Source organism: Amaricoccus macauensis (assembly GCF_049800915.1).
In the GTDB taxonomy this organism is placed as follows: Bacteria; Pseudomonadota; Alphaproteobacteria; order Rhodobacterales; family Rhodobacteraceae; genus Amaricoccus; species Amaricoccus macauensis_A.
The window spans coordinates 583689-599071 of sequence record NZ_JBNAFY010000001.1 but is presented as its reverse complement, the minus strand read 5'-3'; the positions used below and the strand labels follow the sequence as shown (position 1 = coordinate 599071).

The window sequence follows — 15383 nt, the reverse complement described above, 5'->3', positions numbered from 1 at the left end:
CGAGCCCGAAGTTCAACATGCTGCACTTATCGTGAATGTCCGCTCTTGGGCTTGGTCACATGCTGCTGCAGATTTGTGAGCGCTTGGGTGTAGCCTTCTCGATGACCACCAACAGCGTCAGCTCCAACAAAGGAGGTGATCTGGTCCGTCAAAGTCAGCGCCGTCTTGTTTTCGCGAATGGGTTTCAAGTCGAAGGTGATTAACGCGACTGTCAGGATTTGTTCTCCATCCCAAAGCTCTTCCGTGAAGGTGATTTGGCGGTCGGGCGTAACAAGATGATAGATTACTTTTAGCGTCCAACGCAGATCGCCTTTGCCGCCGCACCGTCCGGTTTCATGACCTCCTGTTCGCACCTCCGAACTGTCGATTTTAACCTCAGCGGTAGGCGATGGAGTCGACCATTGCTCTCGCGCTTTTGTGTCAATGTAGGCCGAAAATAACTGGGAGGGAGGCGCGTCAAAATCGCGCTCGAAAATGAGTGTTTCGTGATGAATTTCCATCGGACTATTTCTTTCTCTGGTCATCGACAAAGGCGGCAAGGTTATCGAGTCGCGTATCCCAAAGTGCACGGCGATCAGAAAACCATCGTTCGATCTGGCTCATTGCGGCCGGGTTGATCGAGCAGGTTCGAACCCGACCAGTTTTCTCGCTCGAGATAAGACCTGATCGTTCTAGAACGCCGAGATGTTTCGTGAATGCCGGTAGTGCCATGTCGAAAGGCCCCGCCAGTTCGCTGACGCTGGCAGGAGCTTTCAGTAGGCGCTCCACGACCGCTAATCGGGTGGGGTCAGCAAGAGCGTGGAACTGTCTATGTAAATAGTTATCCATTTGGTTAAGTTACTGCGAGTGCGACCATGTGTCAATAACACTTTGCTGTTTGGTTAAGTTTAACGGCAACTTCAGAGTAAGCTGCCGAAAGTCGTCAGATGAGCAAAGCAGTTGTTTAAGCAACGGCTACCAAGGTCGGGAAAGTCCGCGTAGCCGACCTCCGACTGTCACCGGGGTTCGCAAGCGCAGCCAACGGCTGCTTCGATGGGCCGCGCAGCAGCATCCTGATTTGAGCCTGAAGGTCGGCTCTGGGCCGGTCGCGACACTGCGTGCTTCGTTGCAGGTGCAAGATGGTTATCGCCTACGAGGCTCGATCTGCGTTGGGTCTAGGTTGTCGAGGGCGTCGAGAAGACGGCGAAAATCAAGATGTGGAAAGGGCAACCTTCGCAGCCAAAGCGGATCAAGAAAGGCCCTTTCGGGTCAAGGCGAAGCAAACGAACACGGTTTGCGGACACCCCCAAAATCAACGCTTGCGATCGTTTGCCGAGTTGCCGCCTTCAGGGCGTCAGTGGGTACGGTCGTCTTCGGTCCGCGAGGGCTTGGCCCCCTTCGCTCCGGGTGCGACGCCTCCGAGGGCATTCCGGAGCGCCAGACTTTGCCTGAAGAGCTGCTCGGCGTTCTCGGTGCCGATTGCATCGATGATGACCTGATCCACTTCGTTCCAGGCTGCCAGAATCTCGTCGAGAAGTTGCGTTCCCTTTGCGGTCAGCGAGACGATACCTGAGCGTCTGTCGTGCGGATCATCGCGCTGCTCGACAAAGCCGTTCATCCTGAGCCGCTTCGTCATCTGGCTCATGCTCGCCTGGCTGATATTGAACTCCGAGGCCAGTTGGCGTTGTGACACCTCGCCCATGCGGCTGAGCGCATGAATGACACGGGCCTGGCCTGCGTGAATCCCCAGCGGCTTCAGAAGGTCGCGGAGGCGATCGTCGAGGAGGTGCGTGCTGTGCAGGAGCAGATGAAACCCCGGTCCTTGTCTTGGCTCACACATTTAGTTAGGGTCCTACTTAATTCGGGGTAACCCGTATCTACTCCCACCCCGCGAGCGGTCGCAATCCCGGTGCGACGACGGGAATGCAGACTGGTTGCGCCTCGGACACGGCTCATCCGATCGGTGCGTTCCCCAAGAAGAGGAAAAGCAAGAATGCCGGCCATCCCTCAGTTGATCAAGCAGGCGGATGCCAGGTGCAGCATCTTCGCGATCAGCACCCTTGGCGGATTGATGCTTGCGACGGGCGCTTACGGGCACGCCGACGCGCATTCCGTTCACGATGGCGCGCTCGTTGCCCCGAGTGAAATTGTCGATTGCACGCTCGAAAACGGCGAGGCCGCGGACTGCGCGAGCTATGTCGTGAAATTCCTGCCTGACGACCTCGAGATCGGCCCCTTCTGCCCCGCGACACTGGATGACGAGGGCGGCATCTGGCACTGGGATGGCGACGAGGCCGGGTTGTATCGGATCGACGGCGACTTCCTCCGGATGCTGGATACCCAAGGCTATACCTTCTTCAACGAGGATGGCGAAGTCTATTCCTTCGACATTCGCGTGGAAGGCCCGAGCGAGCCGAACGCCTGTATTCAGGCCACCGTCGATCCCGACGTTGAAATGACGGTGCACATTCCGGCCAACCCGGTGATGGCCGACGAGCCGACCGATCTCGGGACTGTCGCGAAGGTGGGAATTGGCCTCGACGGCGTGCCGATCTTTGCCGATGCGCCGTCGGTTCTCGAGACCGGACACATGCCCGCGCTCGATACCTGCGGCGGCCATATCGATCCCGGCGGGTGGTATCACTGGCATGCGACCTCCACTGATGTGGACACGGTCTACGAGACTGAAGGCCTCGACGCTGAATGCGTCAATGTCGCGCAGGACCAGACCGCGCAGTTCGGTTACGCCTTCGACGGATATGCGATGTTCGGAACGCTGAACCACGATGGTTCTGTTCCCGACGATCTGGATGACTGCGGCGGGCACGTCGGCCTGACCGAAGACGGTGGCGAACCAGTCTATCACTACCATTCGGGCACGAGCTTTCCCAATCTGCCGGCCTGCCTCGTCGGCGTGGTCGCCCAGGACAATTTCACGACCAATGCCGCGCAGGGTATCGGTTCGGCGAATGGCCCTGGAGGTGCAGGTCACGGCGGCCCCGATGGCGGTGCGCCCGACTTCGACGCGATTGCCAATACCCTGGGCGTGGATGCGGGCCTGCTGCGGCAGACCCTGGAAGAGGCCGGTGGTCCGGATGCGGATCTCGACGAGGTCGCGAGCCGGCTCGGCGTCTCGCTCGAAGCCCTTCGGGATGCCTTGCCTGGGCCAAGGCCTCGGCCCTGATCGGGGCGGCCTTCTCCAGAGGGGCCGCCACCCAATCCCGCCGACGACAGGCGAGAATGCGCTCCATTCCGGCCGTTTCATGCTCACCATTGCGGCTTCAACAAATGGTGTCCGTGGCCGGACCGCCCGGTTGATTGCCATGGAATGGGTGTGTCGCTAGGCACGCGCCCATTCGTCTGGACCCCTGCGGGCTTGCGGGGGTGGCTAATCCGGCCGCCGATCCGCCGGAGAAAATGTCGCCGGGAGCCTTCAGGCCCCCTTGGAGTAGCATGTTTCGGAATGCGATCTACCTGTCCGATGTCTGCCATGGCAGAAACAACAACCTGAACCTCATCCGCATGGTGGCGGCCGTCGCCGTGCTCATCTCCCATGCCTGGCCGATCTCGCTCGGCCGGGGCGCCGTGCAGCCGCTCACCCGTATCCTGCATTTCAATCTGGGCCAGATCGCCCTGGTTGTCTTCTTCGGCATATCGGGTTTTCTGATCGCACGGAGTTTCGAGCGGCAGCCCCGGCTCGGGACATGGGTGCTTGCGCGCATCCTGCGGCTTTTCCCGGCCCTTGCCGTGATGCTCCTTCTGACGACCACGCTTCTGGGGCTGTTGGTCACGGAGCTTCCGGCGGAGGATTATGTCACTGATCCAGACACTTACAGCTATATTCTGCGCAACCTGATGCTTGCTTTCCGGCAGGCGGTGCTTCCCGGTGTCTTCCTTGACCAGCCCCTGGCGCGGGAGACCAATGGCTCGCTCTGGACCCTGCAATACGAAGTGCTCTGCTACGCCGGTGTGATGGTGATGGGGCTTCTTGGCGCGTTCCGGCGCTGGCAGCCGCGCCTCGCCGTGGCAGGGCTGTTGGCCGTGGCATATGGCGCGGCTTTCGTGCTGCCGGCCTCGGCTCTGCCCGGTGCGCTGGCCTCATTCCTGTCGCTGGGGCTGCCCTTCGCGATGGGCGTGAGCTTCTATCTGATGCGCGACCGGCTCGTGCTTCACCCGGTGGTTCTCCTGGGCCTGATCCTCATGGCCGTGGCGTTGGAACGGACGCCGCTCTATCAGCCCGTGCTCGATCTTGCGGTCTGCTACGGAGTTTTTCTGCTCGCCTACATGCCTGGGATCGTGATCTCGCGCTACAACAGCGTCGGAGATTATTCTTACGGGGTATACATTTACGCCTGGCCGGTGCAGCAGTCGGTGGTCCATTTCCTCGGGCCGATGAGCCCGGCAGTCAACATCGCCATTGCCCTGCCGATTGCGCTGGCGCTCGCCTGGGCTTCCTGGACGCTGGTGGAGAAACCGGCGCTGAGGCTGGTGCCGCACTCGGATCCGCTGCCGCGCAACGGGTAGTTCGGGGGTTCCGGCCGGAAGGTCGGCTCAACCGGGATTCTGCCAATGTTAACAGCGGTTTGGCCCATGCAGTTTTAATGCATATTTCATGCATATTCCATGCATACGATTTGCGTGTGGGCCCAATTTCCTAACGCTTGGGATCGTGTGCCCGGAACAAGACGCGCAGCGTCGCCGGGCCTGCGACCGTCCGCCCGACTGGACGGTCGCATCCGCGACGTTGGCGCGCGAGCACGGCCCATGGGGTGGCTCGACCATAAATCGAAGACCTTTGACGGCATATGCTCCCACCCTCGGACGGTCGCAGGCCCTCCGTGCCACGGGTTTCGCGGCCGTCCGCCGGCTTACATGGCGTGGCCCGCCCAGAGGCGCCATTGGTCCGGGGTGCCGGCGAAGACATTGATGTCGGTGTCGCCCTCGATGCCGGGAACGACGCCGGTGCCGGTGTATTGCCAGAAGGTCCAGTGCTGGCCCGGATAGGTGTTCGAGGGGTGATCGGCAACCGAGCGAAGCCAGAAGGGATGGCCCTTGACGCGCCAGAGCTCGTTGTCGGCATAGAAATCCACGGTGGTGTAGATCAACGGCGTCCGTCCGTAGTGCCGCCCGACGATATCGAGCCAGGTCTGCATCTGGGCGCGGACATGAGCCGGATCGGGGCGGGTCTTGCAGGTGCGGGACTTGTGGGTCCATTCCATGTCGAGAACGGGGGGCAGCGCGCGCGGATCACGCGGCACATGGGAGGTGAACCAGCGCGCCTGTTCCTCCGGCGTGCGGCAGAAGTAATAGTAGTGATAGGCGCCGCGCGGCACCTGGGCTGCGGCCGACCCCATCCAGTTCTGGAAGAACTTCTCGTCGCTGTGGTCCGCTCCTTCGGTCGCCTTGATGAAGGCGAAGGAGGCGTTCGACATGCGGACCTGGGACCAGTTGATGTCGCCCTGGTATTTCGAGACGTCGATCCCGTGGACCGGATAATGCCACGGCGCCACCGATCCCCATTCCCATGGGTCGCTGTCATTGAAGCGGGGAGCCACCACCGAGGCCCGCGTCGTCACCTGAGCCGAGGCGGCCTCATAGGATGCGGTGCTGTTTCCGCCACCGCACCCGGCGAGGATGGCGGCCGCGAGAAGAAGTGTAAGGATTCGCACCTGCTCGTGCCTCCTGCGCTATGCCCGATTCTGGTTTGATTCATTCGTTCCGGGCCGGGTGCAGCGTATCAGGCTGTCGCTTTTGCAGCAACGATTCAACCTGTGGTTGCTTCCCTCCCCCGGAACTTGCCGACGGGAATTTTTCCGATTGATTTCGCACTCGCGAGATGTCCTGAATCGGAAGGGGCGGAATTTGCGGCCCGGATTCACCCGAAACGGGAAATTCAGTCCCGGCAGCGCACCGGCAAAGGAGACGGCGTGGCGGACAGATTGCGCATAGCGGTCGTGGAGAAGGATCGGGATCGGGCGATGATGATCATCGACGGTCTCAAGGACACCGGCGATCACGTTGTCACGGTCATCGGCGATGATACGGGGCTTGCCCGCAAGCTCGCGGCGCTCGATCCGGACGTGGTGCTGATCGATCTCCAGAACCCCAGCCGCGACGTTCTCGAGGCGCTCACGCTGGCCTCGGGCCCCTCCGAGCGCCCGGTGGCGATGTTCGTCGACCGATCGGACGACCAGGTGATGCGGGCCGCGATCGAGGCCGGGGTCAGCGCCTATGTGGTCGACGGGCTGGCGCGCGAGCGGATACGTCCGGTCTTGACGGCGGCCATCGCGCGATTTCACATGGTCGCCCGCTTGCGGTCCGAGCTCGATGCCACCAAGGCTGCGCTGGAGGAGCGCAAGACGGTGGACCGGGCGAAGGGGCTGCTGATGAAGGCAAAGGGGATCGGTGAAGAGGAAGCCTATGCGCTTCTGCGCCGCACGGCCATGGATCAGGGCAAGAAGCTCTCGGAGATCGCCGCCGCACTGATCACCGCGTCGGATCTGCTCAAATGAGCCACGTGAAGGTCGATGTCGGCTTCGTGCCGCTGGTTGATGCTGCGCCCCTGATCGTTGCGCGCGAGATCGGCTTCGCCGCGGAGGAAGGCCTCGACCTCGTGTTGCATCGCGAAGGCTCCTGGGCCACCCAGCGCGACAGGCTTGCATGGGGCCAGTATCAGGCCGCGCACATGGTCGCGCCCATGTGCATCGCGCTTTCCGCCGGGCTGGGCGGGCTGAACGTTGCCATCGACGCGCTTTGCGTGCTGTCGGTGAACGGCAACATGATCGGTGTCCGGCCCGATGTGGCCGACGCGATGGGCGCGGTGGATCTCGATTTCCAGGATGCGCGCGCTGTCGGGCGGCGGCTGGCAAAGACCGTGCGGGGGCCGTTGCGCTTCGGCGTGCCCTACCCGTTCTCGATGCATGCGCTGCTGGTGTCCTACTGGCTGGAGAACCTCGGCCCCGATTGCAGGCCCGAGTATCAACTCGTGGTCGTCCCGCCACCCCAGATGGCCGATGCGATCGCGCACGGGGATATCGACGCCTTCTGCGTGGGCGAGCCTTACGGCTCGGTCGCGGTGGAGCGCGGCTATGCCTCGCTGATCCTGCCGTCCGCGGCCATCTGGCAATTCGCGCCCGAGAAGACGCTTTCGGTACGCAGGGACTGGCTCGAGGAGGAGCCCAAGACGGCCAGCGCGCTCCTGCGGGCGATCTGGCGGGCGTCGCAGTGGATCGCGAAACCCGAGAACACCGGGACGACCTCCGAACTGCTGGCGCTCGAGCGCTATCTGAACGTGCCCCCCGAAATTCTCGAGCGCGTGCTCACGGGGCGGATCGTCACGGACGGCCACGGTCGGACCGAGCGCGTGCAACGGGCGGCGGCCTATTTCGAGGCGGCGGCGACCTTTCCGTGGCGGAGCCAGGCGCTCTGGATCGCGGAGGCGCTTGCGCGACAGACAGGCACGGACCCCGCCCGGCTGCGGGACGTGGCCCGCGACTGTTTCCGCAGCGATTTCTACCGCACGGCGCTGGAGCCGATCGGCGCGGACCTGCCCGGCGCATCGGAGAAGCTCGAGGGATCGCTCGACCAGCGGACGGCCGTCGCCTCGACCCAGGGCCGGCTGATCCTCGGCCCGGACCGGTTCTTTGACGGCCGCACGTTCGACCCGGACGATCCCCCAAGCCCCTGACATCGGCTTATAGTTTCAGCATTTGCACTACTTTTGTGCACCTGCAAAAAACTGCTTGAAATGAGGCTATCGCGGTGCAATAAGCGATCAACGGTTCGACGGTGAACTGTACCAGATTGCGCCCCGATGGCGGGGCACTCCGAGCAACGCCGCTCAATCCCTCTGCGACATGCAGGACGGATTGAGCGGCGTTTTTGTTTTTCCGGCACTTCGCCATGCATCCACAAAGGATACAGACGACATGCGTTCCATCCTCGCGACCACGACTGCTCTCGGTCTTCTCGCCACCGCGGCCCAGGCCCAGTTCCTCGACGTCGAAAAGGACGAGCTGACCTTCGGCTTCATCAAGCTGACCGACATGGCGCCGCTCGCGGTCGCCTACGAGAACGGCTATTTCGAGGATGAGGGGCTTTACGTCACCCTCGAGGCCCAGGCGAACTGGAAGGTGCTGCTCGACGGTGTGATCGACGGCACGCTCGACGGCGCTCACATGCTTGCAGGCCAGCCGCTCGCGGCCACCATCGGCTACGGCACCGAGGCGCATATCGTCACCCCCTTCTCCATGGATCTCAACGGCAACGGCATCACCGTCTCCAACGAGATCTGGGAACAGATGAAGCCGAACATTCCTCAGAATGCCGACGGGCTGCCGCAGCACCCGATCTCGGCCGAGGCTCTTGCACCGGTGGTCGAGGAATACACCTCGCGCGGCGAGCCCTTCAACATGGGCATGGTCTTCCCGGTTTCGACCCACAACTACGAGCTGCGCTACTGGCTGGCCGCTGGCGGGATCGAGCCGGGCTACTACAGCCCGTCGAACATCTCGGGCCAGATCGGGGCGGACGTGCTTCTCTCCGTCACGCCGCCGCCGCAGATGCCCTCCACCATGGAGGCCGGCACGATCTTCGGCTACTGCGTCGGCGAGCCGTGGAACCAGCAGGCCGTGTTCATGGGCATCGGCGTTCCGGTCATCACCGATTTCGAGATCTGGAAGAACAACCCCGAGAAGGTCTTCGGTCTGACGGCCGAGTTCACGGAAGAGAACCCCAACACCACGCTCGCCATCACCAAGGCGCTCATCCGTGCCGCCATGTGGCTCGACGAGAACGACAATGCCAACCGTGAGGAAGCGGTCGAGATGCTTTCGTGGTCGAACTACGTCGGCGCGGATGCCGAGGTGATCGCGAACTCGATGACCGGCACCTTCGAATACGAGAAGGGCGACGTGCGCGAGGTTCCCGACTTCAACGTGTTCTTCCGCTACAACGCCACCTACCCGTTCTACTCCGATGCGGTCTGGTATCTCACCCAGATGCGCCGCTGGGGCCAGATCCCGGAAGCCAAGCCCGACAGCTGGTATGACGAGGTCGCCAAGTCGGTCTACAAGCCCGAGATCTATCTCGAAGCCGCGCGGATGCTTGTGGACGAGGGTCTCGCGAACGAGGCGGACTTCCCCTGGGACAGCGACGGCTACCGTGCGCCGACCCCGCCCGAGGACATCATCGACGGCATTGCCTACGACGGCAAGACACCGAACGCCTATCTCGAAAGCCTGCCGATCGGCCTGAAGGGCGACCAGGTCGTCAACGGCAGCGGCGTCGAAGGCTGAGCCGCGCGCTCGGGCCAAAGGAGATCACACCCATGGCAATCGCCTCCGAACCCACCACCGATGCGCTCCGCGAGGAGCGCCTCAACCGCCGGCTCACCCAGATCGCGAAGGTCGAAGGCACGCTGAACGTGCTGGCCCTCGGGTTCGTGCCGCCGCTCCTGCGAGCGGCTGCTGGTGAGACCCCGGCCGCCAACCTCAAGGAAGCCGGCCGGATCGTCGGCATCCCGCTTTTCTCGATCATCCTGTTTCTCCTGGCCTGGGCGTGGCTTGCGCCCCAGGTCCAGACATCGCTCGGCGCCATTCCCGGCCCGGTGCAGGTCTGGGAGCAGGCGGTCGAGCTCGACGAGGCGGCCGAGCGCAACGCCGAACGCCGCGAAGCCTTCTACGAGCGGCAGGAGGCGCGCAACGCGCAGCTCATCGAGCAGGGCCAGGAAGACCGGGTCCGGGTTCGCGAATACACCGGCCAGCCGACCTACTACGGCCAGATCTGGACCTCGATCACGACGGTGATGTTCGGCTTCCTGATCGCCACGGCGGTTGCGGTGCCGCTCGGGATCGCATCCGGTCTCTCCTCGGCGGTGAATGCCGGGCTCAACCCCATCGTGCAGATCTTCCGGCCCGTCTCGCCGCTGGCCTGGCTGCCGATCGTCACCATGGTGGTTTCGGCGGTCTACACCACCGATGACGGCATGTTCTCGAAGAGCTTCCTCGTCTCCGCGATCACCGTGACGCTCTGCTCGCTCTGGCCGACGCTCATCAACACCGCGCTGGGCGTGGCCTCCATCGACAAGGACCTGGTGAACGTCTCCAAGGTGCTGAAGCTCTCGGCCTTCACCAAGGTCACGAAGCTGGTGCTGCCCTCCGCGCTGCCGCTGATCTTCACCGGTCTGCGCCTGTCGCTCGGTGTGGGCTGGATGGTGCTGATCGCCGCCGAAATGCTGGCGCAGAACCCGGGCCTCGGAAAGTTCGTCTGGGACGAGTTCCAGAACGGCTCCTCCGACAGCCTCGCGCGGATCATGGTCGCGGTGCTCACCATCGGCATCATCGGCTTCGTCCTCGACCGGATCATGTTCGCGATCCAGACCCTCGTCAGCCACAACGCCCGCGCCTGAGGAGACACGACAATGGCCATCCTCGAACTCAAGAACGCGTCCAAGTCCTTCGGCGACAGCTCGGTCCTGAAGAACATCAGCCTCAGCGTCGAGGATGGCGAGTTCGTCGCAATCCTCGGGTTCTCCGGCACCGGCAAGACGACGCTCATGTCGCTTCTTGCCGGTCTTGAGACCCCCAGCCAGGGCTCGGCCCATCACAAGGGCAAGCCCATCACCCAGCCCGACCCCTCGCGCGCGCTGATCTTCCAGTCCTACGCGCTGATGCCCTGGCTTTCGGCGGCGAAGAACGTGGGTCTTGCCGTCGATGCGGTGCACAGCAAGATGTCGGGCAAGGACAAGGCCGCGCTGGTCGACAAATACATGGCGATGGTGGGGCTTTCCCACGCGAAGGACCGCAAGCCCTCCGAGCTTTCGGGCGGTATGCGCCAGCGCGTCTCGGTTGCCCGCGCGCTCGCCATGGAGCCGGAAGTCCTGCTGATGGACGAGCCGCTCTCGGCCCTCGATGCGTTGACCCGCGCCAACCTCGCCGATGAGATCGAACGCATCTGGGAAGCCCAGCGGCGCACGGTCGTCATGATCACGAACGACGTGGACGAGGCGATCCTGCTCGCGGACCGCGTGCTCGTGCTGAACCCGGACGGCACGATGGGACCGGATGTGAAGATCACCCTGCCCCGCCCGCGCGACCGGACCTCGCTGAACGACAACCCCGTCTTCAAGGCGCTGCGCACCAAGATCACCAGCTACCTAATGGATGTGGGCATCCAGGCGAAATCGGCCAGCAAGCATTCGCTGCCGAACGTGGTGCCGCTCCATGCGCTGCCCTCGGCCTATGCCGATGCGGCCGTCTCGGCGACCGAGGACCGCTATCTCCAGTTCTCGCAGCTTCACAAGGTCTACCCGACGCCGAAGGGGCCGCTGACGGTGGTGAAGGATTTCGAGCTGACCATGCAGAAGGGCGAGTTCATCTCGGTGATCGGCCATTCGGGTTGCGGCAAGTCCACCGTGCTCACCATGGCAGCGGGGCTGAACCCGATCTCGCAGGGCGCGATCATCCTCGACGGCAAGCATGTGCTCGATGCCGATCCGGAGCGCGCCGTGGTCTTCCAGTCGCCGAACCTGATGCCCTGGCTGAGCGCGAAGGAGAATGTCGCCATCGGCGTCGATCGGGTCTATCCGAAGGCGAGCCAGGCCGAGCGTCAGGAGGTGGTGGAATACTATCTCGAGCGCGTGGGTCTGGGCGACTCAATGGACAAGTCGGCGGCCTCGCTCTCCAACGGTCAGAAGCAGCGCGTGGGTATCGCGCGGGCCTTTGCGCTCAGCCCCAAGCTGTTGCTGCTGGACGAGCCCTTCGGGATGCTCGACAGCCTCACGCGCTGGGAGCTTCAGGAAGTGCTGATGGAGGTCTGGAGCCAGACCCGCGTCACCGCGATCTGCATCACCCATGACGTGGACGAGGCCGTGCTGCTCTCGGATCGCGTCGTCATGATGACCAACGGTCCCGAAGCCACCATCGGCAAGATCGTCGAGGTGCCGCTGCCACGCCCGCGCACCCGCAAGGCTCTGCTCGAACACCCGGATTACTACCGCTACCGGGCCGATATTCTCGAATTTCTCGAGGAATACGAGCATGGCGCCAAGCCCAAGAAGAAGGATGCGGCCTGATGACCCCGCACCAGATAGACCTGGTGCAGTCGAGCTACGAGGCGATCGCCTCCGAGCGCGATACCGCGGGCCGGATCTTCTACGACCGGCTCTTCGAGGTGGCGCCCGGTGTGCGTGCGCTCTTCTCCTCGGACATCGATGCGCAGGGCAAGAAGCTCATCGACATGCTGGGCATCATCGTCGACGGGCTGACCGATCTCGAGAAGCTCCTGCCCGCGATCTCGCAGATGGCCTCGCGCCACCATCAGTATGGTGCGCGGCCCGAGCATTACCCGGTCGTGGGCGAGGTTCTGATCTGGACCTTTGCCGAGGTTCTCGGGGACGCCTTCACGCCCGAGACCGAAACCGCCTGGACTGCCGCCTACGCCGCCCTCTCCGAAGCCATGATCGACGCGACCCACCCCGACATGGTGGTGGCGAAGCTTTCGGCGGCGGAGTGATCGGATGACCCGCATAGAGACCGCCATGATCCCGGCCCGACCCGCGCCGGCCCAGATATCAAAGCAATAGGAGAATGATCGACATGAGCGATACGCTCCCCGAGAAACTTGTCGTCATTGGCGCAGGAATGGCCTCCGGCCGTGCGCTCGAACACATTCTCGAAGCCGATCCCGGCAAATACGACGTCACCCTCTTCGGCGCCGAGCCGCGCGGCAATTACAACCGCATCATGCTTTCGCCGGTGCTGTCGGGCGAGAAGTCCTACGAGGAGATCGTCACTCACGACACGGCCTGGTACGAGGGCAACAAGATCACCTGTCGCTTCGGCGAAGCTGTCACCGGCATCGACCGCGACCGCAAGGTGGTGATCTCGGCCGCAGGCGAGACGCCCTACGACAAGCTTCTGATGGCCACCGGCTCGAACCCGTTCATCATCCCGATGCCCGGCCATGACATGCCCGGCGTCATCACCTTCCGCGACCTGGAAGACGTGAACAAGATGAAGGAAGCGGCCGCGAAGCCGGGTGCCCGCGCCGTGGTGATCGGCGGCGGACTGCTGGGGCTCGAGGCGGCTGCCGGGCTCAACATGCTCGGCATGGACGTGACGGTCGTTCATCTCATGGGGCATCTGATGGAGCGCCAGCTCGACGAGGCTGCGGGCTACCTGTTGCGCAAGGAACTCGTCGGGCGCGGCATCAAGGTGCTCTGCTCCTCGAATTCCAAGGAGATCTATGGCGACGGCAAGGTCGAGGGTCTGCGCCTCGACAACGGCACCGAGATCCCCTGCGACATTCTCGTGATGGCCGTGGGCATCCGCCCCAACACCGCGCTCGCGAAGGAAGCCGGGCTTGCGGTGGGGCGTGGCATTCAGGTCGATGACAAGATGGTCACCTCCGATCCCGACATTCTCGCGGTCGGGGAATGCGTCGAGCACAACGGCCAGCTCTTCGGTCTTGTAGCGCCGCTCTACGACCAGGCGAAGGTCGTGGCGAGCACGCTTCATGGCGAGGAGAGCGCCTTCGCGCCGAAGCAGACCTCCACCAAGCTCAAGGTCACGGGCGTGGATCTCTTCTCCGCAGGAGACTTTGCCGAAGGGGACGACCGCGACGACGTGGTCTTCCGCGATCCGGCGCGCGGCATCTACAAGCGTCTCGTTCTGAAGGACAACACGCTGATCGGCGCGGTGATGTATGGCGACACCGCCGACGGGAACTGGTTCTTCGGCCTCATCAAGGATGCCGAGGACATCTCCGAGATGCGCGACACGCTCATCTTCGGACCGAGCTACCAGGGGGGTGCCTCGCTGGACCCTATGGCGGCCGTTGCAGCCTTGCCGGATGATGCGGAGATCTGCGGTTGTAACGGCATCTGCAAGGGTCAGATCGTCAATGCCATCAGCGAAGGCGGGTTGACCACGGTCGACGAGGTCAAGGCGCAGACCAAGGCCGCGACCTCCTGCGGCACCTGCACCGGGCTGGTGGAGCAGGTTCTCGCCGTCACGCTGGGAGACAATTTCGTCCTGCCCACGGTCAAGCCTGTCTGCGGCTGCACCGACCTCACCCATGAGGACGTGCGCCTGCTCATCAAGTCGCGCGAGCTCAAGAGCCAGGCCGCCGTCTGGCAGGAGCTGGGGTGGAAGACCAAGGACGGCTGTCATGTCTGCCGCCCGGCGATCAACTACTACCTGCTCGCCGACTGGCCGATCGAATACCAGGACGATCCCCAGAGCCGCTTCATCAACGAGCGCAAGCACGCCAACATCCAGAAGGACGGCACCTTCTCGGTCGTGCCGCGCATGTTCGGCGGCATGACGACGCCCGACGAGCTGCGTGCCATCGCGGATGCGGCGGACAAATACAACGTGCCCACGGTGCATGTGACCGGGGGTCAGCGCATCGACCTCCTCGGCGTGAAGGGCGAGGATCTGCCGCATATCTGGGCCGATCTCAACGCCGCCGGGATGGTTTCGGGCCATGCCTACTCCAAGGGTCTGCGCACGGTGAAGACCTGCGTCGGCAAGAGCCACTGCCGCTTCGGCACGCAGGATTCCACCGGGCTCGGCGTCAAGATCGAGCACAAGCTCTGGGGTGCGTGGTCGCCGCACAAGTTCAAGCTCGCGGTCTCGGGCTGCCCGCGCAACTGCGCGGAGGCGACCTGCAAGGACCTCGGCATCGTCTGCGTGGACAGTGGCTATCAGGTCAGTGTCGGCGGGGCTGCCGGCATGGACGTGAAGGAGACGGAACTGCTCGCGCAGGTGCCCACGGAAGAGGAAGCGATCGAGCTGACAACCGCCTTCTACCAGCTCTACCGGGAGAACGCGAAATACCTCGACCGGCCCTACAAGTGGATCGCGAAGGTCGGCATGGATTGGGTGAAGGCGCAGGTCGTCGAGGATCTCGACAACCGCCGCGCGCTCGTGGAGCGCTTCGAGCTGAGCCAGACCGTCTACCAGAAGGACCCCTGGGCCGAGCGGGCGCAGGGCGGCGAGAAGCACGAGTTCACCCCCATCGCCGATTTCACCACCAAGGAGGCTGCGGAATGAATGCGATCACTGACATCAGCGCCGACGACTGGATCGATGTCGGCTCGGTGGAGGATATCCCCGTGCGGGGCGCGCGTGTGGTGAAGACCCCGCGCGGCTGCATCGCGGTCTTCCGCAACTCGGAAAACGAGGTCTTCGCGCTCAACGATCGTTGCCCCCACAAGGGCGGGCCGCTGTCGCAGGGCATCGTGCATGGCCGAAACGTCACCTGCCCGCTGCACAACTTCGTCATCAGCCTGGAGACCGGCGAGGCGCAAGGCGCGGATGAAGGTCAGGTCACGCGGTTCGACATCCGCGTGGAGGCCGACCGCATTCTTCTGGACCCGTCCGCATTGGGAGCCTGATGCC

14 protein-coding genes and 1 other annotated feature are annotated in these 15383 nt (G+C 63.4%); of the genes, 10 read left to right on the top strand and 4 right to left on the bottom strand.

The annotated features are described in order from the left end of the window. Positions 1 to 26: 26 nt before the first annotated feature. The 3 genes from ACP15W_RS02645 to ACP15W_RS02635 form a co-directional block, all read right to left on the bottom strand. Complete coding sequence (locus ACP15W_RS02645) at positions 27 to 500, bottom strand: SRPBCC domain-containing protein (RefSeq protein WP_424931272.1); 474 nt, start codon at positions 498 to 500, stop codon at positions 27 to 29. A 4-nt stretch (positions 501 to 504) separates the two neighbouring features. After that, positions 505 to 828 (bottom strand): ArsR/SmtB family transcription factor, encoded by a 324-nt coding sequence (locus ACP15W_RS02640; protein ID WP_424931271.1) that lies wholly within the window; start codon positions 826 to 828, stop codon positions 505 to 507. A gap of 505 nt (positions 829 to 1333) precedes the next feature. Continuing rightward, on the bottom strand, positions 1334 to 1819 hold the full coding sequence (locus ACP15W_RS02635; protein ID WP_424931270.1) for a MarR family winged helix-turn-helix transcriptional regulator: 486 nt from the start codon (positions 1817 to 1819) through the stop codon (positions 1334 to 1336). Between the two features lie 153 nt (positions 1820 to 1972). Here ACP15W_RS02635 and ACP15W_RS02630 point away from each other — a divergent pair, with 153 nt between their 5' ends. Together ACP15W_RS02630 and ACP15W_RS02625 are read left to right on the top strand one after the other, a co-directional pair. Beyond that, positions 1973 to 3163 carry a YHYH protein gene (locus ACP15W_RS02630; RefSeq protein ID WP_424931269.1) on the top strand — a complete coding sequence of 397 codons (1191 nt, stop codon included), beginning with the start codon at positions 1973 to 1975 and terminating at the stop codon, positions 3161 to 3163. A 175-nt stretch (positions 3164 to 3338) separates the two neighbouring features. Beyond that, positions 3339 to 3397, top strand: a sequence feature (sul1 is cis-regulatory element that is thought to sense ions involved in sulfur or methionine metabolism; They are found in Alphaproteobacteria). A 35-nt stretch (positions 3398 to 3432) separates the two neighbouring features. Beyond that, positions 3433 to 4503, top strand: a complete 1071-nt coding sequence (locus tag ACP15W_RS02625; RefSeq protein WP_424931268.1) for an acyltransferase family protein — start codon at positions 3433 to 3435, stop codon at positions 4501 to 4503. Between the two features lie 344 nt (positions 4504 to 4847). Here ACP15W_RS02625 and ACP15W_RS02620 read toward each other — a convergent pair whose 3' ends face one another. Then, positions 4848 to 5648 (bottom strand): GH25 family lysozyme, encoded by an 801-nt coding sequence (locus ACP15W_RS02620; RefSeq protein WP_424931267.1) that lies wholly within the window; start codon positions 5646 to 5648, stop codon positions 4848 to 4850. Between the two features lie 258 nt (positions 5649 to 5906). Here ACP15W_RS02620 and ACP15W_RS02615 point away from each other — a divergent pair, with 258 nt between their 5' ends. The 8 genes from ACP15W_RS02615 (at position 5907) to nirD (ending at position 15379) form a co-directional block, all read left to right on the top strand. Continuing rightward, positions 5907 to 6491: an ANTAR domain-containing response regulator gene (locus ACP15W_RS02615; RefSeq protein WP_424931266.1), complete on the top strand. Its 585-nt coding sequence runs from the start codon at positions 5907 to 5909 to the stop codon at positions 6489 to 6491. Continuing rightward, on the top strand, positions 6488 to 7666 hold the full coding sequence (locus tag ACP15W_RS02610) for a CmpA/NrtA family ABC transporter substrate-binding protein (RefSeq protein ID WP_424931265.1): 1179 nt from the start codon (positions 6488 to 6490) through the stop codon (positions 7664 to 7666). The genes ACP15W_RS02615 and ACP15W_RS02610 overlap by 4 nt, the downstream gene beginning before the upstream one ends. Before the next feature lie 241 nt (positions 7667 to 7907). Continuing rightward, entirely contained in the window at positions 7908 to 9275 is a 1368-nt protein-coding gene (locus ACP15W_RS02605) for a CmpA/NrtA family ABC transporter substrate-binding protein (RefSeq protein ID WP_424931264.1), read from the top strand. A 32-nt stretch (positions 9276 to 9307) separates the two neighbouring features. Next, the gene (locus ACP15W_RS02600; protein ID WP_424931263.1) at positions 9308 to 10387 is read left to right on the top strand and encodes an ABC transporter permease; all 1080 of its coding nucleotides are present in this window, start codon (positions 9308 to 9310) and stop codon (positions 10385 to 10387) included. Positions 10388 to 10399: 12 nt separating this feature from the next. Further along, positions 10400 to 12052, top strand: coding sequence for an ABC transporter ATP-binding protein (locus ACP15W_RS02595; RefSeq protein ID WP_424931262.1), 1653 nt, complete (start codon positions 10400 to 10402; stop codon positions 12050 to 12052). After that, on the top strand, positions 12052 to 12492 hold the full coding sequence (locus ACP15W_RS02590; RefSeq protein WP_424931261.1) for a globin family protein: 441 nt from the start codon (positions 12052 to 12054) through the stop codon (positions 12490 to 12492). Before ACP15W_RS02595 ends, ACP15W_RS02590 begins: the two co-directional genes overlap by 1 nt. Positions 12493 to 12575: 83 nt before the next feature. Next, positions 12576 to 15035, top strand: a complete 2460-nt coding sequence (nirB, locus tag ACP15W_RS02585) for a nitrite reductase large subunit NirB (protein WP_424931260.1) — start codon at positions 12576 to 12578, stop codon at positions 15033 to 15035. After that, positions 15032 to 15379 carry a nitrite reductase small subunit NirD gene (gene nirD, locus ACP15W_RS02580; RefSeq protein ID WP_424931259.1) on the top strand — a complete coding sequence of 116 codons (348 nt, stop codon included), beginning with the start codon at positions 15032 to 15034 and terminating at the stop codon, positions 15377 to 15379. The genes nirB and nirD overlap by 4 nt, the downstream gene beginning before the upstream one ends. Positions 15380 to 15383: the final 4 nt, after the last annotated feature.

What these genes read in the sequence shown, in the direction of transcription:
- ACP15W_RS02645 (WP_424931272.1), bottom strand. Translation starts at nt 500, where the DNA reads ATGGAAATTCATCACGAAACACTCATTTTCGAGCGCGATTTTGACGCG.
- ACP15W_RS02640 (WP_424931271.1), bottom strand. Translation starts at nt 828, where the DNA reads ATGGATAACTATTTACATAGACAGTTCCACGCTCTTGCTGACCCCACC.
- ACP15W_RS02635 (WP_424931270.1), bottom strand. Translation starts at nt 1,819, where the DNA reads ATGTGTGAGCCAAGACAAGGACCGGGGTTTCATCTGCTCCTGCACAGC.
- ACP15W_RS02630 (WP_424931269.1), top strand. Translation starts at nt 1,973, where the DNA reads ATGCCGGCCATCCCTCAGTTGATCAAGCAGGCGGATGCCAGGTGCAGC.
- ACP15W_RS02625 (WP_424931268.1), top strand. Translation starts at nt 3,433, where the DNA reads ATGTTTCGGAATGCGATCTACCTGTCCGATGTCTGCCATGGCAGAAAC.
- ACP15W_RS02610 (WP_424931265.1), top strand. Translation starts at nt 6,488, where the DNA reads ATGAGCCACGTGAAGGTCGATGTCGGCTTCGTGCCGCTGGTTGATGCT.
- ACP15W_RS02605 (WP_424931264.1), top strand. Translation starts at nt 7,908, where the DNA reads ATGCGTTCCATCCTCGCGACCACGACTGCTCTCGGTCTTCTCGCCACC.
- ACP15W_RS02600 (WP_424931263.1), top strand. Translation starts at nt 9,308, where the DNA reads ATGGCAATCGCCTCCGAACCCACCACCGATGCGCTCCGCGAGGAGCGC.
- ACP15W_RS02595 (WP_424931262.1), top strand. Translation starts at nt 10,400, where the DNA reads ATGGCCATCCTCGAACTCAAGAACGCGTCCAAGTCCTTCGGCGACAGC.
- ACP15W_RS02590 (WP_424931261.1), top strand. Translation starts at nt 12,052, where the DNA reads ATGACCCCGCACCAGATAGACCTGGTGCAGTCGAGCTACGAGGCGATC.
- nirB (WP_424931260.1), top strand. Translation starts at nt 12,576, where the DNA reads ATGAGCGATACGCTCCCCGAGAAACTTGTCGTCATTGGCGCAGGAATG.
- nirD (WP_424931259.1), top strand. Translation starts at nt 15,032, where the DNA reads ATGAATGCGATCACTGACATCAGCGCCGACGACTGGATCGATGTCGGC.